The organism is Citrobacter sp. Cpo032 (genome assembly GCF_030332975.1).
Lineage (GTDB): Bacteria > Pseudomonadota > Gammaproteobacteria > Enterobacterales > Enterobacteriaceae > Citrobacter > Citrobacter portucalensis.
Window position 1 is genome coordinate 205,032 of the sequence record NZ_JAOWGU010000047.1, and the last position, 19,947, is coordinate 224,978.

At 52.4% G+C, this 19,947-nt stretch carries 20 protein-coding genes; 10 read left to right on the forward strand and 10 right to left on the reverse strand.

The window, feature by feature from the left end:
• Nucleotides 1-24 precede the first annotated feature (24 nt).
• The 5 genes from yoaA (at nt 25) to rnd (ending at nt 6,458) form a co-directional block, all read left to right on the forward strand.
• Entirely contained in the window at nt 25-1,935 is a 1,911-nt protein-coding gene (yoaA, locus tag OGY33_RS17505) for a DNA repair helicase YoaA (protein ID WP_003020980.1), read from the forward strand.
• A 58-nt stretch (nt 1,936-1,993) separates the two neighbouring features.
• The gene (tsaB, locus tag OGY33_RS17510; RefSeq protein WP_191238403.1) at nt 1,994-2,689 is read left to right on the forward strand and encodes a tRNA (adenosine(37)-N6)-threonylcarbamoyltransferase complex dimerization subunit type 1 TsaB; all 696 of its coding nucleotides are present in this window, start codon (nt 1,994-1,996) and stop codon (nt 2,687-2,689) included.
• A 94-nt stretch (nt 2,690-2,783) separates the two neighbouring features.
• The gene (locus tag OGY33_RS17515; RefSeq protein WP_003020975.1) at nt 2,784-3,368 is read left to right on the forward strand and encodes a Slp family lipoprotein; all 585 of its coding nucleotides are present in this window, start codon (nt 2,784-2,786) and stop codon (nt 3,366-3,368) included.
• A gap of 204 nt (nt 3,369-3,572) precedes the next feature.
• Nucleotides 3,573-5,258: a long-chain-fatty-acid--CoA ligase FadD gene (fadD, locus tag OGY33_RS17520; protein WP_125362605.1), complete on the forward strand. Its 1,686-nt coding sequence runs from the start codon at nt 3,573-3,575 to the stop codon at nt 5,256-5,258.
• A gap of 84 nt (nt 5,259-5,342) precedes the next feature.
• A complete protein-coding gene (rnd, locus tag OGY33_RS17525) occupies nt 5,343-6,458 on the forward strand; it encodes a ribonuclease D (RefSeq protein WP_032943754.1) in 1,116 nt (371 codons plus the stop codon).
• 49 nt (nt 6,459-6,507) lie between these two features.
• On the opposite strand, the gene OGY33_RS17530 is transcribed toward rnd, so the two are convergent.
• The 4 genes from OGY33_RS17530 to OGY33_RS17545 all read right to left on the reverse strand — a co-directional run bounded on the left by OGY33_RS17530 (nt 6,508) and on the right by OGY33_RS17545 (nt 11,649).
• Nucleotides 6,508-7,473, reverse strand: coding sequence for a PDR/VanB family oxidoreductase (locus tag OGY33_RS17530; protein WP_191238404.1), 966 nt, complete (start codon nt 7,471-7,473; stop codon nt 6,508-6,510).
• A 71-nt stretch (nt 7,474-7,544) separates the two neighbouring features.
• Nucleotides 7,545-8,669, reverse strand: a complete 1,125-nt coding sequence (gene yeaW / locus OGY33_RS17535) for a carnitine monooxygenase, oxygenase subunit YeaW (RefSeq protein ID WP_003833746.1) — start codon at nt 8,667-8,669, stop codon at nt 7,545-7,547.
• Nucleotides 8,670-8,713: 44 nt separating this feature from the next.
• Entirely contained in the window at nt 8,714-10,315 is a 1,602-nt protein-coding gene (locus OGY33_RS17540) for a BCCT family transporter (protein ID WP_191238405.1), read from the reverse strand.
• Nucleotides 10,316-10,566: 251 nt separating this feature from the next.
• Nucleotides 10,567-11,649: a tartrate dehydrogenase gene (locus OGY33_RS17545; RefSeq protein ID WP_191238406.1), complete on the reverse strand. Its 1,083-nt coding sequence runs from the start codon at nt 11,647-11,649 to the stop codon at nt 10,567-10,569.
• A 103-nt stretch (nt 11,650-11,752) separates the two neighbouring features.
• Between OGY33_RS17545 and OGY33_RS17550 the strand changes: the two genes are divergently transcribed.
• Nucleotides 11,753-12,670, forward strand: coding sequence for a LysR family transcriptional regulator (locus tag OGY33_RS17550; protein ID WP_003833741.1), 918 nt, complete (start codon nt 11,753-11,755; stop codon nt 12,668-12,670).
• 86 nt (nt 12,671-12,756) lie between these two features.
• On the opposite strand, the gene minE is transcribed toward OGY33_RS17550, so the two are convergent.
• The 3 genes from minE to minC are packed head-to-tail and all read right to left on the reverse strand — an operon-like array spanning nt 12,757 to nt 14,570.
• Complete coding sequence (minE, locus tag OGY33_RS17555) at nt 12,757-13,023, reverse strand: cell division topological specificity factor MinE (RefSeq protein ID WP_003833739.1); 267 nt, start codon at nt 13,021-13,023, stop codon at nt 12,757-12,759.
• A gap of 3 nt (nt 13,024-13,026) precedes the next feature.
• Nucleotides 13,027-13,839 (reverse strand): septum site-determining protein MinD, encoded by an 813-nt coding sequence (minD, locus tag OGY33_RS17560; protein WP_003020956.1) that lies wholly within the window; start codon nt 13,837-13,839, stop codon nt 13,027-13,029.
• Nucleotides 13,840-13,862: 23 nt separating this feature from the next.
• Nucleotides 13,863-14,570 (reverse strand): septum site-determining protein MinC, encoded by a 708-nt coding sequence (gene minC / locus OGY33_RS17565; protein WP_003833736.1) that lies wholly within the window; start codon nt 14,568-14,570, stop codon nt 13,863-13,865.
• A gap of 126 nt (nt 14,571-14,696) precedes the next feature.
• On the opposite strand from minC, the gene OGY33_RS17570 reads away from it, so the two are divergent.
• The 3 genes from OGY33_RS17570 to ycgN all read left to right on the forward strand — a co-directional run bounded on the left by OGY33_RS17570 (nt 14,697) and on the right by ycgN (nt 16,258).
• Entirely contained in the window at nt 14,697-14,990 is a 294-nt protein-coding gene (locus OGY33_RS17570) for a YcgL domain-containing protein (RefSeq protein ID WP_003833735.1), read from the forward strand.
• Between the two features lie 69 nt (nt 14,991-15,059).
• On the forward strand, nt 15,060-15,719 hold the full coding sequence (locus OGY33_RS17575; protein WP_048235224.1) for a fumarylacetoacetate hydrolase family protein: 660 nt from the start codon (nt 15,060-15,062) through the stop codon (nt 15,717-15,719).
• Between the two features lie 92 nt (nt 15,720-15,811).
• Nucleotides 15,812-16,258 carry a cysteine cluster protein YcgN gene (ycgN, locus tag OGY33_RS17580; RefSeq protein ID WP_003020944.1) on the forward strand — a complete coding sequence of 149 codons (447 nt, stop codon included), beginning with the start codon at nt 15,812-15,814 and terminating at the stop codon, nt 16,256-16,258.
• A 29-nt stretch (nt 16,259-16,287) separates the two neighbouring features.
• On the opposite strand, the gene OGY33_RS17585 is transcribed toward ycgN, so the two are convergent.
• From OGY33_RS17585 to nhaB, 3 genes are all read right to left on the reverse strand, one after another.
• Entirely contained in the window at nt 16,288-16,629 is a 342-nt protein-coding gene (locus tag OGY33_RS17585) for a TehB family protein (protein WP_003020940.1), read from the reverse strand.
• Between the two features lie 110 nt (nt 16,630-16,739).
• Nucleotides 16,740-17,270: a disulfide bond formation protein DsbB gene (dsbB, locus tag OGY33_RS17590; RefSeq protein ID WP_003844060.1), complete on the reverse strand. Its 531-nt coding sequence runs from the start codon at nt 17,268-17,270 to the stop codon at nt 16,740-16,742.
• Between the two features lie 141 nt (nt 17,271-17,411).
• The gene (gene nhaB, locus OGY33_RS17595; protein WP_008785014.1) at nt 17,412-18,956 is read right to left on the reverse strand and encodes a Na(+)/H(+) antiporter NhaB; all 1,545 of its coding nucleotides are present in this window, start codon (nt 18,954-18,956) and stop codon (nt 17,412-17,414) included.
• A gap of 236 nt (nt 18,957-19,192) precedes the next feature.
• On the opposite strand from nhaB, the gene fadR reads away from it, so the two are divergent.
• Nucleotides 19,193-19,912 carry a fatty acid metabolism transcriptional regulator FadR gene (gene fadR / locus OGY33_RS17600; protein ID WP_003833559.1) on the forward strand — a complete coding sequence of 240 codons (720 nt, stop codon included), beginning with the start codon at nt 19,193-19,195 and terminating at the stop codon, nt 19,910-19,912.
• Nucleotides 19,913-19,947: the final 35 nt, after the last annotated feature.

Sequence of the window (19,947 nt, forward strand, 5' to 3'; positions counted from 1 at the left end):
CTGTTCAAATGAACAGGGGGCAGTGTGACGGACGATTTTGCAGCAGACGGTCAGTTGGCTAAAGCGATACCGGGTTTTAAACCGCGAGAACCACAGCGGCAGATGGCCATCGCCGTCAGTCATGCCATCGAAAAATCACAACCGCTGGTGGTAGAAGCCGGAACCGGAACGGGTAAAACCTACGCTTATCTTGCCCCAGCGCTGCGTGCAGGAAAGAAGGTCATTGTCTCCACGGGCTCGAAGGCGTTGCAGGATCAGCTATACAGCCGCGACCTCCCGACCGTCGCGAAAGCACTGAAGTTCACCGGTAAACTGGCGCTGCTGAAAGGGCGTTCAAACTATCTGTGCCTTGAGCGTCTCGAACAGCAGGCGCTGGCGGGTGGCGACTTGCCGGTACAAACATTAAGCGACGTCATTCTGCTGCGCTCCTGGTCAAATCAAACCCTTGATGGGGACATCAGCACCTGCGTCAGCGTGGCGGAAGACTCTCAGGCCTGGCCGCTGGTGACCAGCACTAATGACAACTGTCTGGGCAGCGACTGCCCGCTGTATAAAGAGTGTTTTGTCGTTAAAGCGCGTAAAAAAGCGATGGATGCGGATGTCGTCGTGGTTAACCATCATCTGTTTCTCGCCGATATGGTGGTAAAAGAGAGCGGGTTTGGCGAACTGATCCCGGAAGCTGATGTGATGATCTTCGATGAAGCGCATCAGTTACCGGATATCGCCAGCCAGTACTTTGGTCAATCACTCTCCAGTCGCCAGCTGTTAGACCTGGCGAAAGACATCACCATTGCCTATCGCACCGAGCTGAAAGACACTCAGCAGCTGCAAAAATGCGCCGATCGCCTTGCACAAAGCGCTCAGGACTTCCGCTTGCAGCTTGGTGAGCCGGGCTATCGCGGAAATCTGCGGGAACTGCTGGCCGACCAGCGCGTACAGCGCGCGTTTTTGCTGCTCGATGACACGCTGGAGCTGTGTTATGACGTGGCGAAGCTGTCTCTCGGGCGTTCGGCATTGCTGGATGCCGCGTTTGAGCGCGCCACGCTTTATCGTGCGCGTCTGAAGCGCCTGAAAGAGATCAATCAGCCAGGCTTCAGCTACTGGTATGAATGCACCTCCCGCCATTTCACCCTCGCGCTGACACCGCTTACGGTGGCGGATAAATTCAAAGAGGTGATGGAACAAAAGCCGGGCTGCTGGATTTTTACTTCCGCGACGCTGTCGGTAAACGACGATCTTCATCATTTCACCGCACGACTGGGTATTGAAGATGCCGAGTCGATGCTGCTGCCAAGCCCATTTGATTACACGCGCCAGGCGCTGCTGTGCGTGCCGCGTAATCTCCCGCAAACCAACCAGCCGGGGGCTGCGCGCCAGTTAGCATCCATGCTGCGACCTATTATCGAAGCGAACAACGGCCGCTGTTTTATGCTGTGCACTTCGCACGCGATGATGCGCGATCTGGCGGAACAATTCCGCGCTACCATGACGCTTCCCGTACTGCTGCAGGGCGAAACCAGCAAAGGACAACTGCTACAGCAGTTTGTCAGCGCAGGTAATGCGCTATTGGTTGCCACCAGCAGCTTCTGGGAGGGCGTGGACGTGCGCGGCGATACGCTGTCGCTGGTGATAATCGATAAACTGCCATTTACCTCGCCGGACGACCCGCTGTTAAAAGCCCGAATGGAGGATTGTCGACTGCGCGGCGGCGATCCGTTTGAAGACGTCCAGTTGCCGGATGCGGTAATCACCCTGAAGCAGGGTGTAGGGCGTCTGATACGTGATGCTGACGATCGCGGCGTGCTGGTGATTTGCGACAATCGTCTGGTTATGCGGCCATACGGCGCCACCTTCCTGGCGAGTCTTCCTCCTGCGCCGCGGACGCGTGACATCGCTCGCGCGGTTCGCTTTCTTGCCATACCAACGACTGAGTAATTTGTTACGGAGTGTGGTAAGATGCGCGCCAAATTTATTGATCTGATCACAAACACCCATGCGAATTCTGGCTATCGATACCGCCACAGAGGCGTGCTCTGTTGCCCTGTGGAATGACGGTACTATCAAGGCTCTCTTTGAGCTTTGCCCACGAGAACACACCCAACGAATTTTACCGATGGTTCAGGAAATCCTGGCCGCTGGCGATCTCACGTTAACCGATATCGACGCCCTGGCGTTTGGTCGCGGTCCCGGCAGTTTCACCGGCGTGCGTATCGGTATTGGCATTGCTCAGGGGCTGGCGTTAGGCGCAAACTTACCGATGATCGGCGTCTCCACCCTGGCGACCATGGCACAGGGCGCCTGGCGTAAGTCGGGCGCGACTCGCGTACTGGCGGCGATTGACGCGCGAATGGGCGAAGTCTACTGGGCCGAATACCAGCGTGATGACAACGGTAACTGGCACGGTGAAGAAACCGAAGCGGTGTTAACCCCCGAGCAGGTATATGAGCGTTTATTGCAGCTGTCTGGCGAGTGGGTGACGGTCGGGACGGGCTGGCCGGCATGGCCTGAGCTTGGTAAAGACAGCGGGCTGACGCTCAGCGATGGTGACGTGCTGCTTCCAGCGGCTGAAGACATGCTGCCCGTCGCCACGCAAATGCTGGCTGCGGGTGAGACCGTAGCGGTCGAACACGCTGAACCGGTTTATTTACGTAACACCGTGGCGTGGAAGAAACTTCCCGGTAAAGAATGAATCTTAGTAGTAGAACCCCGGCTAAGACGTACAGTCGTCAGTGAACAGCATTGTGATTATGCCGGGGCTGGCGCTAAGAAAAGGGAGTCGCAATATGGCGGTGCAAAAGCAGTTATTGAAAGGTGTGTTGGCGGGAGCCTTAGCGTTAATGCTTAGCGGCTGCGTCACCATCCCGGATGCGATTAAAGGTTCGAGCCCGATGCCGCAGCAGGATCTGGTGCGGGTGATGAATGCGCCGCAGCTGTATGTCGGACAGGAAGCGCGTTTCGGTGGCAAAGTGGTGGATATTCAGAACCAGCAGGGAAAATCCCGTCTGGAAATTGCCACCGTTCCGCTCGATAGCGGTGCACGCCCCGTGCTGGGTGAAGCCTCTCGTGGGCGGATTTATGCTGATGTAAATGGCTTTCTCGACCCGGTAGATTTCCGTGGTCAGTTGGTCACCGTCGTCGGCCCGATAAGCGGTACGGTGGACGGAAAAATCGGTAATACGCCGTATAAATTCATGCTGATGCAGGTAACTGGTTATAAACGTTGGCATATTACTCAGCAGATTGTCATGCCGCCTCAGCCTATCGACCCTTGGTTCTACGGTGCGCGTGGCTGGCCTTACGGCGGCTACGGCGGATGGGGCTGGTACAATCCCGGCCCGGCACAGGTTCAGACCATAGTAACAGAGTAACTCTTTGTTTTATTGGTAAAAGAAACAGCGGCTCGTCCGCTGTTTCTGCATTAACGTGGATATAAGAAAAATAAATAGTGACGTGCTTCGCAACCTTGTCGTTGTGTAATAAACAAACTGGTACGCTGAGTTAATATTATGTTAACAGTTTGTTTATTGCCTGGGGTTGTGATGACGACGAATACGCATTTTAGAGGTGATGTATTGAAAAAGGTTTGGCTTAACCGTTATCCCGCTGGTGTTCCTGCGGAGATCAATCCTGACCGTTATCAATCCCTGGTGGAACTCTTTGAACACTCAGTAAGACGCTATGCCGATCAGCCCGCGTTTGTAAACATGGGGGAGGTGATGACCTTCCGCAAGCTTGAAGAGCGTAGCCGTGCGTTTGCCGCTTATTTACAACAGGGGCTCGGGCTGAAAAAGGGCGATCGCGTCGCGCTGATGATGCCGAATCTGCTGCAATATCCGGTCGCACTGTTTGGGATTTTACGTGCCGGCATGATCGTCGTGAACGTGAACCCGTTGTATACGCCTCGCGAGCTGGAACATCAGCTCAACGATAGCGGCGCGTCGGCGATTGTCATCGTGTCCAACTTTGCCCATACGCTGGAAAAAGTGGTCGACAAAACGTCGGTGCAACACGTGATCCTGACGCGTATGGGCGATCAGCTGTCGACCGCCAAAGGAACGCTGGTTAACTTCGTCGTCAAGTATATCAAGCGCCTGGTGCCGAAATATCACCTGCCGGATGCCATCTCGTTTCGCAGTGCGCTGCAAAACGGCTATCGCATGCAGTATGTGAAACCCGAAGTGGTGTCGGAAGATCTGGCGTTCCTGCAATATACCGGCGGGACAACCGGTGTGGCGAAAGGCGCGATGCTCACGCACCGCAACATGCTGGCTAACCTGGAGCAGGTTAACGCCACCTACGGCCCGTTGCTGCATCCGGGCAAAGAACTGGTGGTAACGGCTCTACCGCTGTATCACATTTTTGCGCTGACGATGAACTGCCTGCTGTTTATTGAGCTGGGTGGTCAAAACCTGCTGATTACTAACCCGCGTGATATCCCTGGACTGGTCAAAGAACTGGCGAAGTATCCGTTTACCGCGATGACCGGCGTAAATACGCTGTTTAACGCGCTGCTGAATAACAAAGAGTTTCAGCAACTGGACTTCTCGTCACTGCACCTTTCAGCAGGTGGCGGAATGCCGGTTCAACAGGCAGTGGCTGAGCGCTGGGTGAAGCTGACAGGGCAGTATCTTCTGGAAGGTTATGGCCTGACGGAGTGCGCGCCGCTGGTGAGTGTTAACCCTCACGATATTGACTACCACAGCGGAAGTATCGGTTTACCGGTTCCCTCCACTGAGGTCAAGCTGGTGGACGACGACGACAACGAAGTGCCGCCGGGAGAACCGGGTGAGCTGTGTGTGAAAGGTCCACAGGTGATGCTGGGCTACTGGCAGCGACCTGACGCCACTGACGAAATCATCAAAGACGGCTGGCTGCACACCGGCGATATTGCGGTGATGGATGATGAAGGCTTCCTGCGTATTGTCGATCGTAAGAAAGATATGATCCTGGTGTCCGGCTTTAACGTCTACCCTAATGAAATTGAAGACGTGGTTATGCAACACCCTGGCGTGCAGGAAGTGGCTGCGGTTGGGGTTCCGTCCGGCAGCAGCGGTGAAGCGGTGAAAATTTTCGTAGTGAAGAAAGATGCCTCGTTAACCGATGACGCGCTGGTCACTTTCTGTCGTCGTCACCTGACGGGCTATAAAGTACCAAAGCTTGTGGAGTTTCGCGATGAGTTGCCGAAATCTAACGTTGGTAAAATTTTGCGACGAGAATTGCGTGACGAAGCGCGTGCCAAAGTGGACAATAAAGGCTGAGCGTTAAGTCAGCCAGTAGAAAACGCCGGGAAATCCGGCGTTTTTTTTGGCGCAAACCTAAGAGAGCACGATTTGAATTATCAAATGATCACCACGGACGACGCGTTGGCCACGCTGTGCGAAGCCGTCCGTGAATTTCCGGCGATAGCCCTGGATACAGAATTTGTTCGCACGCGTACCTATTATCCGCAGTTGGGGCTGATCCAGCTGTTTGATGGCAAACACGTTGCTCTGATTGATCCGCAGGGGATCACCGACTGGTCGCCGCTGCGCGATATTCTGCGTGATACTGCCATCACCAAATTCCTGCATGCAGGTAGCGAAGATCTGGAAGTGTTTCTCAACGCTTTTGGCGAACTGCCGCAGCCGTTGATTGATACACAAATTCTGGCTGCTTTTTGCGGTCGTCCGATGTCGTGGGGGTTTGCCGCGATGGTGGAAGAGTTTACGGGGGTGGCGCTGGACAAAAGCGAATCCCGCACCGACTGGCTGGCCAGACCGCTGACCGAGCGTCAGTGTGAGTACGCGGCGGCTGATGTCTGGTATCTATTACCGATCACCACAAAACTGATGGTTGAAACTGAAGCCAGCGGCTGGCTGCCAGCCGCACTGGACGAATGTCGCTTAATGCAGCAGCGTCGCCAGGAGGTTCTGGCGCCTGAAGACGCATGGCGCGATATCACTAACGCCTGGCAGTTGCGTACCCGTCAGTTGGCCTGCCTGCAACTGCTTGCCGACTGGCGACTGCGTAAAGCGCGTGAGCGCGATCTGGCGGTGAACTTTGTGGTGCGTGAAGAACACCTGTGGGCGGTCGCTCGTTATATGCCAGGGAGTCTGGGTGAACTGGACAGCCTCGGCCTTTCCGGTAGTGAAATTCGCTTCCACGGCAAAACGCTGATTTCTCTGGTAGAAAAAGCGCAGGCTTTACCGGAAGAATCACTGCCACAGCCGCTGCTGAATTTGATGGATATGCCTGGATACCGCAAAGCGTTTAAAGCTATTAAGGCGCTGGTTGCCGAGGTAAGTACTGAGCATAATCTTAGCGTCGAACTGCTGGCTTCACGCCGTCAAATCAACCAGCTACTCAACTGGCACTGGAAATTAAAGCCGCAGCAGACCCTGCCGGAGTTGGTTTCCGGTTGGCGTGGCGAACTGATGTCCGATCGTCTCAACGCGCTGCTGCAGGAATATCCGCAGTAAGTCACCAGGCTCGCCGGGTTGCGCCATTGCTAACCCGGCCTGCGCAACGCTACAAATCAAGCACCAGGCGCTTACCTTTGGCGCGTGAGCAGCAAATAAGCATGCTTTGCTGGCTAGCTTTTTCGTCGTCGCTGAAATACTGATCGCGGTGATCCGCTTCCCCTTCAAGAATCGTCGTTTCACAGGTGCCGCAAACACCTTCCCGGCACAGGCACTCAACGCGCGCGGCTTTGTTATTTTCGATAACCTGCAAAATGGTCATCTCTTCCGGGACCACAAACTCGCGTCCGGAACGCGCCAGAACCAGGGTAAAGGCATCACCGCTTTTATCTTCCAGCGCAAATTGTTCGAAATGTAGCGTATTGCTGTCCAGTCTATGGAGGGAAGCCGCTTCTCTGACGGCATCGTTGAGCACTGCTGGCCCGCAGGTGTAAATATGTGTGCCGGGTTCGACATCGGCCAGCAGGCGAGATAAATCAAGGCGGGTCCCTGCGCTTGACAGATGCAGATGAATACGATCGACGCTGGGGTGCTGCAGGAGTTCGTCATAAAACGCGCAGTTGTCCTGACTGGGAGAGCAATAATGCAGTTGCCATTGCGCCTTAGAATGTTCCAGCTCCGGGATATGCGATAAAAACGGTGTGATGCCGATACCTCCAGCAATCAACAGATGTTGTTGTGCCTGAGGGGCGAGGGCGAACAGATTGTTTGGTGTGGAGATCGTGAGCGTGTCGCCGGGTTTCACGTTTTGATGCAGATATCGTGAGCCGCCTTTGGATGCTTCCTCCAGTCGTACGGCGATTTGCCAGGCGCTCGTATCAAAGGGTGAACTCATCAGCGAGTAAGCATTGCTGTACAGATTCTCGCCATCGCGCATCTGTACGATAATATGGCTGCCACCCTGAAACGCGGGCAACGGCTCGCTTGATGTCGCCGTTAAGGTAAAGCGTTTTACCTGCGCGGTAATCGTCTCAATCCGGCTGACCCGGACTTCTTGCATTTGATAATCAGACATTGCGGCACTCCCTAAAAAATCTGTCCGGCGCGGCTTGACGATGCGCCGGAACCTGTCGTTACAGCCTCTGGTTATTCCTGAAACACCTGCGCGACCAGATTATGGAAATGGGCAATGCCATGTTCGGAGATACCGCTGCCGCTGGTGTCGGCCATAATGCGGCCCTGACCGCGATACCCGCGCGATTTCAACCCTTTTTGGACGCTTTCAACCAGACGTAAATCTTCAGGGCGGAAGACGTTGCGATACCATTCGATCAGTTGTTTCTGCTCTTCGGTCAGCTCTTCGTTGGTGAAGTAGATGTCATAGTTTTGCAGCGTAGTTTCTGCATCCACTGGAAATTCGTAGATAACGGTCATCATGCCTTTGATTGGCGTAACGTTGAGCATGGTGCACGGCCACAGCCAGAAACCGTGGAAGGCGGCATCAACACCTTCTTCGAACTTAAATGACTGCTCTGACGGTTTGGCGAAACCGTATTGTAGCGTCCAGTTGCCGTGCATAGTATGCCAGTAACGATCAACCTGAACCGAGTCGGAAAAACCAGGGTGAGCCGGGCCGCAGTGGTAGCACTCCAGATAGTTATCGACAATATTCTTCCAGTTGGCTGGAGTTCGGGTCGTAAAGCGCGCCGCCAGCTTCAGGTCATGCACATCAGGGCAGGCTTCGATAACTTTGTCTGCAAGACCTGGGAGTTGTTCTTCTACGCTGCCCGCGTTCGGATCCATGTTGATAAACACGAATCCGGCATATTCTTCCAGCCGTACCGGGGTGAGATGTGCTTTCTCACTGTCGAAGTTGGCAACGTTTTCGCAGTTACGTGCATGCGCCAGGTTACCGTCAAGCTTGAATGCCCAGGCGTGGTAAGGGCAGGTAATCACATTTTTCGCTTTCCCTTCGCCGCTCAACAGCTGATGACCACGATGCGGGCAAACGTTGTAGAACGCGCGCAGCACGTTATCGCGACCACGTACCAGCACGATGTTCTCGCCAATCACTTCCCGGGTTACATAGTCATTGGGTTTCGCCAGTTCGCTACTGTGGGCGACGCAAATCCAGCTCTTAGCGAACACTTTCTCCTGCTCGTGCTCGAAGGCCTGATGGTCGGTATAGAACCGGGCAGGGATAGTCCAGGCGTCCTGTGGGTTGGCACAGAAATTTTGCGGCAGAATAAACTCAGGGCTCAGATTGCTCATTGGAATACCTTTAATTTGTGAGTAAGAGGATTTTTTACTGGCGCTTAGTTGTCGCCTTTGAGTAATGTCGCGGCCGGTGGTGCGACGGGGACGTCCACTGGCGTTTCGGGGAGATGGCCTTCAATTTGATGTGCAGGAACGTGGGCATAGTCCTGCCGTACCCAACGAAGAAAACCGCCAACCTTCACCAACAGAATGGCGAGGAAGGGAAGTGCGGTCAGAACCACCGTGGTCTTCATGGTTTCCAGGGACGCGCCGGTGAACAAAATCGATAATGGGATCAGGGTGATGACCACGCACCAGAACAGACGTAAGCTACGTTGCGGATCTTCCCCTTCCTGCAGGTTACGCGTGCTGGTGGCCGCCATGGTGTAGGCGACGGCATCCATATGCGAGGCGAGAAAAATAATCATGATCGCCAGATACGCCACCAGGAACAGTTTCCCGGCAGGCAACGACATCAACACTTGCTGTACGGCTGTTTCGCCGCCTAACGTGGCCATAACCTGCGGTACGTCGATCACACCGTTCACAAATTGGTGAATGGAGTAGCTTTCCATCACGCCAAAGAAGAACCAGCAGCCAACGGTACTACCCAGGATTAACGCCCAGATAACCTCTTTGATTTTGCGACCACGGGATACGCGAGTGACAAACATTGCCACGCCAGGGGTGTAGGAGATCCACCACAGCCAATAGAACACCGTCCAGTTGCGGGTGAACTCACCGTTGCCTAGCGGGTCGGTGAACAGACTCATCTGCAAAAAGTTTTGTGTCGTCAGACCGATGGCGTTAATGATGTTGTTGGTGATGAACTCGGTCGGGCCGACAATCAGCACCAGCAGCGGCAGTAAAAACGCCCCCCAGCCGACCATTTTGCTCAGACGTTGCAAGCCGTTGTTGATGCCAATCCAGGAGCTCAGACAGAAAATGCCGCCAGAGAACAGGATAATAAACGCCTGTACTGTGAAGTTATCCGGTAAACCCGTGAGAGCAGATAAACCACGGGTAAAGGTGGCGGCGGTGACAACCAGAGAGATGGTTAACGCGCCAACTGTGGCGATCAGGAACATCAAATCAACCAGCCGGCCCCAGACGCCCTGCGGATGCACGCCGGTGATAGCGGCGATTATTCCGGACAGGCTCAGCCCTTTGTTTTTCCGCACATGAAAGTGGTAGGCCATGGTTAATGAAGCCAGCGTATAGGTCGCCCAGGCGCTGATTCCCCAATGGAAAAAAGAGTAGGGTAAGCTGTATTCCAGTGCTTTTTGCGAGTGCGGAGCGATATTCAGACCCGGGGTCTGGTAATAATAGGCCCACTCAGCAACGCCCCAGTAGAGCGTGGAGGAACCTAGTCCGGCACAAATAAACATAAACAGCCAGGACAGCGTGCTGTATTCCGCTTTTCCTTCTCCCAGACGAATATTGCCGTATTTGCTGGTGGCCAGCCAGACGACCAGACCCATCGCCATCAGAACGAGGATCTGCACGGCGGAACCCAGCATCCGGGTAACGCCGTTAAAAAGGGTATTTGCGACTTGTGCAGACTGCTGAGGGAAGAGACTAAGTGTGGCGGCGATGAAAAGAATAGCCACCAGACTGATGGCTATCAGCGGCATGTCTTTTTTCTTAACGTTGCTCAACATGGGATCTCCTGGGCACAGTTGCCCGCGTATGGCATTAGCCTGTCGTTGTTATCATGCTGTAGGGAATCAGTGATTTTGTATTTAACAATTTTATTATTTGTTCTTTACATGAATTAAACAATTGCTCGATGCGTGAAGCAATAAAACACGGAACGGAAATAATAAAAGGTGAATTGGCGCAGGTTATTGGCGCCATAAAAAGCATAAAAAAGCCGCGTCAGTGACGCGGCTCATATTCCGTGGTTTGACCTCTAACGCAATGCCCGAGAGATGGCCTCGCCAACCTGTTGGGTGGTGGCATTGCCTTTCATATCCGGTGTTTTCGGGCCGCTGGCAATAACCTGCTCAATTGCAGCCAGAATACCGTCGTGGGCGGCTTTATAGTTAGCATCACCGTTGCCAAGGAAGTCGAGCATCATGGCGCCAGCCCAGATAGTCGCTATAGGGTTGGCGATGTTCTTGCCGTAGATATCGGGGGCCGAACCGTGTACTGGCTCGAACAGAGACGGGAAGGTGCGTTCCGGGTTTAAGTTGGCTGAAGGCGCAATGCCAATCGTTCCGGTACAGGCTGGACCCAGATCGGAAAGGATGTCGCCAAACAGGTTGGAGGCAACCACCACGTCAAAACGCTCCGGCTGCATCACAAAGCGGGCGCAGAGTATATCAATATGCTGTTTATCCCAACGGATCTCGGGATAGTGAGCCGCCATTGCTTCTACACGCTCGTCCCAGTACGGCATGCTGATGGCCAGGCCGTTGGATTTGGTCGCCGAGGTCAGGGTTTTACGCGGGCGATTTTGTGCCAGCTCGAAAGCGTAACGCAATATACGATCGACGCCGCGACGGGTGAAGACCGACTCCTGGATAACCACTTCGTGTTCTGTACCTTCGCTTACGCGTCCGCCGAGTGAAGAGTATTCTCCCTCGGTGTTCTCGCGCACCACATAGAAATCAATGTCTCCAGGCTGCTTGCCAGCCAGCGGGCAAGGTACGCCTGGAAACAGACGTACCGGGCGCAGGTTGACATACTGGTCAAATTCGCGGCGAAACTTAAGCAGCGAGCCCCATAATGAGATGTGGTCCGGCACGGTGTCCGGCCAGCCAACGGCACCAAAATAGATAGCATCGAAGGATTGTAACTGCTCATGCCAGTCATCCGGCATCATCTTTCCGTGATAGGCGTAGTACTCGCAGCTGGCCCATTCCATTTGCTCAAAGCTGAGTGACAACCCCCAACGCTCGGCGGCTGCCTGCAACACCTGAATGCCTTCAGGCAGGACTTCTTTACCAATGCCATCTCCGGGGATAGCGGCAATACGACAGGTTTTCTTCATAGCAGCTCTCACTTGTACGCCATCAAAATTGACTTTCCCCGTATCCTATAATTGACTGATTAATAGTTAATCCCCCTAACTGGTGAAACATAAAACACAGATCATGAATAATCTGCCTCTGCTAAATGATTTACGCGTCTTTATGCTGGTTGCCCGTCGTGCGGGATTTGCCGCCGTTGCCGAAGAGCTGGGCGTATCTCCGGCTTTTATAAGTAAGCGCGTTGCCCTGTTGGAGCAAACGCTTAACGTGGTGCTGTTGCACCGAACAACGCGGCGCGTAACCATCACGGAAGAGGGGGAGCGGATCTACGAATGGGCACAGCGGATCCTGCAGGATGTCGATCAGATGATGGACGAGCTGTCCGATGCCAGGCAGATCCCGCAGGGGATGCTACGAATTATCAGTAGCTTTGGTTTTGGCCGCCGGGTGGTCGCTCCGGCGCTGTCTGCGCTGGCAAAAGAGTACCCGCAGTTAGAACTGAGGTTCGATGTTGAAGACCGTCTGGTAGATATGGTCAATGAGGGCGTCGATCTCGATATTCGTATCGGGGATGATATCGCGCCGAACCTGATTGCCCGCAAGCTGGCGACTAACTATCGTATTCTGTGCGCCTCGCCGGAGTTTGTGGCGCAGCATGGAGTGCCGAAACAACTGAACGATCTTTCTACTTTTCCCTGCCTGGTTATTAAAGAACGCGACCATCCGTTTGGTATCTGGCAAATGCGTAATAAAGAGGGCGCACACTCAATAAAGGTTACGGGGCCGCTGTCGTCTAACCATGGCGAAGTGGTACATCAATGGTGTCTGGATGGGCAGGGAATTGCTTTGCGTTCGTGGTGGGACGTTTGCGACAACATTGCCAGCGGACATCTGGTGCATATATTGCCTGAGTATTATCAACCCGCCAATATATGGGCGGTTTATGTCTCCCGGCTGGCGACGTCGGCAAAAATCCGTATTACGGTTGAGTATTTGCGCCGCTATTTTGCCGAAAACTACCCAAAGTTTACTTTGGAATAAATGCTCGATAGGTTAGTCAGAGACAGAAAATAAAAAAGGCAGAATAATCTGCCTTTTTCGTAACCATGATTTAGCGACAAAAGAGTTTATTTAGACTCTTCTGCTTCAGGTAATGTCACGTTAAGTTCGAGGATCGAAATATCGCCGTCTTTTTGTTCAAGTTGTACCGTGACCATTTCGGGATCAATTTGTACATACTTACAGATAACGTCGAGAATATCCTTACGCAGCTGCGGTAAATAATGTGGCTCGGCGTCACTACGACGACGTTCCGCAACAATAATCTGCAGTCGCTCTTTAGCGATGTTCGCTGTGCTCTTTTTCCGCGAGAGAAAAAAATCCAGTAATGCCATAACTTATCCTCCGAACAGGCGTTTGAGGAAACCTTTCTTCTCTTCTTCAATGAAGCGGAAAGGACGTTCTTCTCCCAACAGACGGTCTACGGTATCAGCATAGGCTTTACCGGCATCAGCATTGATGTCGAGAATAACCGGCTCACCCTGGTTAGACGCGCGCAGGACTGACTGATCTTCAGGAATCACGCCAACCAGCTTGATTCGCAGAATTTCCAGTACGTCTTCCATGCTCAGCATGTCACCTTTATTAACGCGGCCAGGGTTGTAGCGCGTCAGCAACAAATGCTCTTTAATTGGATCTTCACCGTTTTCCGCGCGACGAGATTTCGACGCCAGAATACCCAGTATACGGTCAGAGTCACGTACAGAGGAGACTTCCGGGTTGGTGGTAATAATCGCTTCATCGGCAAAATACAGGGCCATCAGCGCACCGGTTTCAATACCCGCCGGAGAGTCGCAGACGATGAAGTCGAATTCCATCGTTTTCAGATCGTCCAGAACTTTCGCGACGCCTTCACGCGTCAGCGCGTCTTTATCGCGAGTTTGTGAGGCCGGAAGAATAAAGAGATTTTCGGTACGCTTATCTTTGATTAGCGCCTGATTTAACGACGCATCGCCCTGAATAACGTTGACGAAGTCGTAAACGACGCGGCGTTCACAACCCATAATCAGATCAAGATTACGCAGGCCGATATCAAAATCAATAACGACAGTTTTCTTTCCCTTCTGGGCCAAACCTGTAGCGATGGCCGCGCTGGAGGTGGTTTTGCCAACGCCCCCTTTACCCGAAGTAACAACAATAATGCGTGCCATAGAAATTCCTTGTTAAAAAGGGATCAATTCAACGGTTGAACTGTCAAAGCGTTCTCTGCTAATTGCAGACGTGCCGCTTTGCCATAAAATTCTGCTGGGATTTTATCACTCAGCCAATAAACACCTGCGATAGACACCAGTTCTGCCGTCAGATGGGTACAAAAAATTTGCGCTTCCCGGTCACCGCTTGCGCCTGCCAACGCACGGCCTCTCATCATTCCATAAACATGAATATTGCCATCAGCGATAAGCTCTGCGCCTGCACTGACGTGGCTTGTAACAATCAGATCACATTGTGGTGCATAAATGCGCTGACCGGAACGAACCGGCACATTTATTAATCGTGTTTTTGTGATGGGAGTAACGTTTTGTGGCGGAGCGACGGGAGCCGGGGCCTCAACGGGCGCAGGACGAATAGCTTTTTCTTTACCTTCAGTCAGTAAAGGAAGACCCATTTCGTCGATTTCAGCCTTGAGTCTGGCGTCTTTGCATCCGCTAACGCCGATAATGCGCAATCCGGTAGACGCGACAACCTTCTGCAGCGCTGACCAGTTTACCGGGCTTTCAAGACCACTCACGTTAACCACTACGGGAGCATGTTTTAAAAAAGCAGGTGCCTGCGCGATTTTGTCTTCCAACGCCTGACGAATAACCTCGGGTTCTGCTTCATGTAAATGAACCACTGATAAGGTGAAGCTACTGCCTTTAAGCTCGATTGGCGTGTTTGACATCCTGGCCTTACTCAATTTGCTATTTATCATCCCCAGCGCGGGGTGATATTCCGAAGACTATAAGGCATGTTATAGTCAGTATTATATTGAGGCAAGCCACCATTCCGTGAATTCAGAGTAAAAGATATGTTTTGTGTGATCTACCGAAGCAGTAAACGTGACCAGACCTATTTATATGTCGAAAAAAAAGACGATTTCTCGCGAGTTCCTGAAGAACTGATGAAAGGATTTGGTCAGCCGACGCTGGCAATGATGTTGCCGCTTGATGGCCGTAAAAAGCTGGTTAATGCCGATCTGGAAAAAGTAAAACAGGCACTCACCGAGCAGGGCTATTATTTACAAATACCACCGCCGCCAGAAGATTTACTTAAACAGCATCTGGCCGCGACGAAACAAAATACACCAGACGATAAACGTTAAACTGCATCCGGCAGCAGCACGCCCCATCGATGCAGTACCTGAAATTGATAACTACGTTAGGGGAAAGTAATGTATCAACATCATAACTGGCATGGTGCTCTGCTGGATTATCCGGTGAGTAAGGTGGTTTGCGTAGGGAGTAACTATGCTAATCATATTAAAGAGATGGGCGGAAGTACCCCGGAAGAGCCGGTGCTGTTTATTAAACCGGAAACCGCGCTGTGCGATTTACGCCAGCCGCTGGTGATCCCATCTGATATGGGTTCGGTTCACCATGAAGTTGAGCTGGCTGTGCTAATTGGCGCGACCCTACGTCAGGCGACGGAAGAACATGTGCGCAAAGCAATTGCGGGCTATGGCGTCGCGTTGGATCTGACCCTGCGTGATATTCAGGGCAAAATGAAGAAGGCGGGGCAGCCGTGGGAAAAAGCGAAGGGCTTTGATAACTCTTGCCCGCTGTCAGGGTTTATTCCGGTGGCGGAATTTAATGGTGATCCTCAGGATACGATGCTCGGGTTAACGGTTAACGGTGAGCAGCGCCAGCACGGCACCACGGCGGATATGATCCATCACATCGTTCCTTTGATTGCCTACATGAGTCGTTTCTTTACCCTCAAAGCGGGCGATGTTGTGTTGACGGGGACGCCAGCAGGAGTTGGGCCGTTAAACAGCGGTGATGAGCTGGCTATCAGTTTTCATGGTCAAACGCTGACGACACGCGTGCTGTAATCTCTTCTTGCCGCCTTTTCGGGCGGCAAAACTTGCATCAGCGTGTCAGACTGGTTATAAGGTGCAGCTTTATTGCAATAGCGGATACCCTGATGAGCGACATACCTTTCTGGCAAAGTAAAACCCTGGATGAAATGACCGATGCCGAGTGGGAGTCATTATGTGACGGGTGTGGTCAATGCTGCCTGCATAAGCTGATGGATGAAGACACCGACGAAATCTATTTTACTAACGTCGCGTGTAAGCAGCTCAATATCAAAACCTGTCAGTGCCGTAATTACGAACGCCGATTCGAGTACGAGCCTGACTGTATCAAACTGACGCGCGATAATCTGCCTACCTTTGAATGGCTGCCGATGACCTGTGCGTATCGTCTGCTAGCGGAAGGTAAAGGGCTGCCGGAGTGGCATCCACTGCTGACGGGATCAAAAGCGGCGATGCACGGTGAACGTATTTCAGTACGTCATATTGCGGTGAAAGAATCGGAAGTGCGTGACTGGCAGGATCATATTTTGAACAAACCTTCATGGGCGGACTAAGCCGCCCATCGATTAGCAGGCGTTAAGGCTTAAGACTTTTTCGCCTGATACATCTCATCGCCATGGTTGTCATCTTCAACCCAGAAATTGATGTTGAATTGGGCGTCATCGCTTAATTCAACGCGATGCCAGTACTGCGGCGGACTGGTCGCAAACTGACCGGCATTAATCACCACTTTCACTTCAGGTTCTTTTGCGTCTTCATTGGCAAAGCCGTAATACGTTACCGTACCTTCCATCACACAAAGCTGGCCAAAAACGCCTGCTGCAGTGTTATGGTGAGAAAGCAGTGCTGCTGGGACGTTGTCTTTTGTGAAGAAGGGAGTAGAGCGTTTAACTTTCCAGTTTGCCGGGATGCGTAAATGGGACATAAGACATCTCCTTGGTGTGGCATCTATAAGATGCATTTAATATACATCTTATAGATGCCAGCAGGCAATGAATTTAAAGCAAAAAAAACGCTCCCGAAGGAGCGTCTCTGTTAGCGACCGAAGAGGTCACGTTTTTTCGGTTTGAACGGCTGTGCTATCACTACCAGCACGGCGACCACCAGGTAGGCGGCGAAGATCCCCAACAGCCACTGCGGCATTTCCAGGGTTAAAAAAGACCACTGGCGCTCAGCACAGTCACCGGACGCTAAAAACACCTGCGGCAGCCATTTGTCCAGTGGCAGCCAGCTTGGGAAGCGTGCGGCAAAATCACAGGTCATAAACGGGGATGGGTGCAGCTGGATCATGGTGTGCTCATACGCTAACTGAAGTCCGCGCCAGGCACTGTAAATCCAGATTATCATCGCCACATAGCGCAGCGGTGTTTTTGGTGCGATAGCACCCACCAGCCCTGCCCCCATCACGCCAAATAATGCACTACGTTCGTAAATACACAACACGCAAGGTTTTAGCAGCATGACGTGCTGGAACCACAGCGCGACGAGCTCCAGCGCAAAGGCGGTTAACGCCAACAATAACCATGCTCCACGACCTCGGGAGCACTGGTTTAAAAATCGCAACATAATCATTTCCCTGCAACATGCGTAGAGACCGCAGTTTAAACCAATTCACTTTATGCGCCACTAGCGGGAATTGAAAATTTGCGTAATCGGATATTTATCATGCAAAAAGTCAAACCGGGCAGTGATTCGCCCGGTTAATTGTTATGAAAGTGTAGCTAACCAGCCCGTTTGAGTCATCCACTCGGTCACCGGAACTAGCGTGAACTCGACGCAAAGCAGGCCGACGAGCGTCAGGACGAGAGTATAAGGCAGAGCCATCCACACCATGCGACCATAAGAGAGGCGAATCAACGGCGCCAGTGCAGAGGTCAGCAGGAACAGGAATGCAGCCTGGCCGTTTGGCGTGGCCACCGAAGGCAGGTTGGTCCCGGTATTGATCGCCACCGCCAACAGCTCAAATTGGTTAAGGCTGATGGTCCCATGTTCCATCGCGGCTTTGGCTTCATTGATGTAAATCGTACCAACAAAAACGTTATCAGAGATCGAAGACAGCAGGCCGTTGAAGAGATAAAACAGCGTCAGTTGTGCATGTTCAGACGACTGCAAAACAAACTGAATAATCGGCGAAAAGAGCTGTTGATCGATAATCACCGCGACAATAGAGAAGAACACGGTCAGCAGCGCGGTGAAGGGTAGCGACTCGGTAAAGGCTTTACCTATCGCATGTTCGTCGGTGACGCCGGTCAACGAGGTTGCCAGAATGATGACCGACAAACCGATCAATCCGACTTCTGCCAGATGCAGTGCCAAAGCAACGACCAGCCAGACGCCAATAATCGCCTGGACAATCAGTTTGATTTTGTCCTGGCGGGTACGTTGTTGGCGGCTTTGATCGTCAAACTGTTGCAGGACATCACGGACGGTCTCCGGCAGCGTTTCGCCATAGCCAAACCAGCGCAATTTCTCGACCAGCACACAAGTTAACAGGCCGCAAATCAGTACCGGGACGGTAACTGGCGACATACGCAGGAAGAAGTCGCCAAAATGCCAGCCAGCCGCTTTGGCGATAATCAGGTTTTGTGGCTCACCCACCATGGTCATCACGCCGCCTAACGCCGTACCGACCCCCGCGTGCATCATCAGGCTACGCAGAAAACCGCGGAACTGCTCAAGAACGACCTTATTGTGCTGATCGATATGGCTGTCATCGAGCATGTTGTTGTCTTCCGCGCGAGAAGAAGCAACGCGATGGTAGATACCATAAAAACCGACCGCAACGCTGATTACCACGGCAACGACGGTCAACGCATCGAGGAACGCAGAGAGAAAAGCGGCTGCAACACAAAAAGACAGTGACAGCAGCGTCTTGGAGCGAATAGTGAGCAGCAGACGAGTGAAAATAAACAGTAATAGCTGCTTCATAAAGTAGATGCCTGCCACCATAAACATCAGCAGCAATAACACCTCAAGGTTTGCGGCAACCTCTTCACGCACATGCGTGGCGCTGGTCATGCCAATAATTACAGCTTCAATAGCCAACAGCCCGCCTGGCAGCAGTGGGTAACATTTTAACGCCATCGCCAGCGTGAAAATGAACTCGGCCACCAGCAACCAGCCGGCGATAAAAGGGTTGATGAAAAAAATAATCGGGTTAACGACTAAGAAGACAAGCAGTGCAAGTTTGTACCAGTCTGGTGATTGACCTAAAAAATTGCGCCACATAGCGCGGCCCCATGATAGCTCCATGGTGATTTCCCTACCTTTAAAAATGAAATCATGTTTTTATGTTTGACCGCAAAGCTTAGCGGGAGGAGGGAGTACAGGCAAGCTATTCACGAGACTGGCAAGTTTGGCTGTGCTGTAGCGTTATTTGGAAAATGAAGCCTTGATCCACTTTTTCTTCATTGCGTCAGCTATCAGCTAAGATACCCATCTGGTATGATGTGTGTAACTATGTTTTGCTGTGTAATGGAATTTTTACTATGGTCATTAAGGCGCAAAGCCCGGCTGGGTTCGCGGAAGAGTACATCATTGAAAGTATCTGGAATAACCGCTTCCCACCTGGCACTATTTTGCCCGCTGAACGTGAACTCTCCGAACTTATTGGGGTGACACGTACCACGCTACGCGAAGTATTGCAGCGGTTGGCGCGAGATGGCTGGTTGACCATTCAACACGGCAAACCGACGAAGGTGAATAACTTCTGGGAAACCTCCGGGCTGAATATTCTTGAAACGCTGGCGCGTCTCGATCACGAGAGTGTCCCGCAGTTGATTGATAATCTGCTGTCCGTGCGTACCAATATTTCGACGATCTTTGTTCGCACTGCGTTTCGCCAGCATCCTGATAAAGCACAGGAGGTTCTGGCGACGGCAAATCAGGTGGCCGACCACGCTGACGCATTTGCCGATCTGGACTATAACATTTTCCGCGGCCTGGCATTTGCCTCCGGCAATCCGATTTACGGTTTGATCCTCAACGGTATGAAAGGATTATATACCCGCATTGGTCGTCATTATTTTGCCAATCCGGAAGCGCGCGCGCTGGCGCTGAGCTTCTACCGTAAACTGTCAGAACTCTGCGAGCAGGGCGCTCATGAGCAGGTGTATGAAACGGTGCGCCGCTATGGTCACGACAGTGGCGAAATTTGGCATCGCATGCAAAAGAGCCTGCCGGGCGATTTGGCGATTCAGGGACGTTAATCGCTCAAAGCCGGATGGCGACGCCAAAGCGTCTT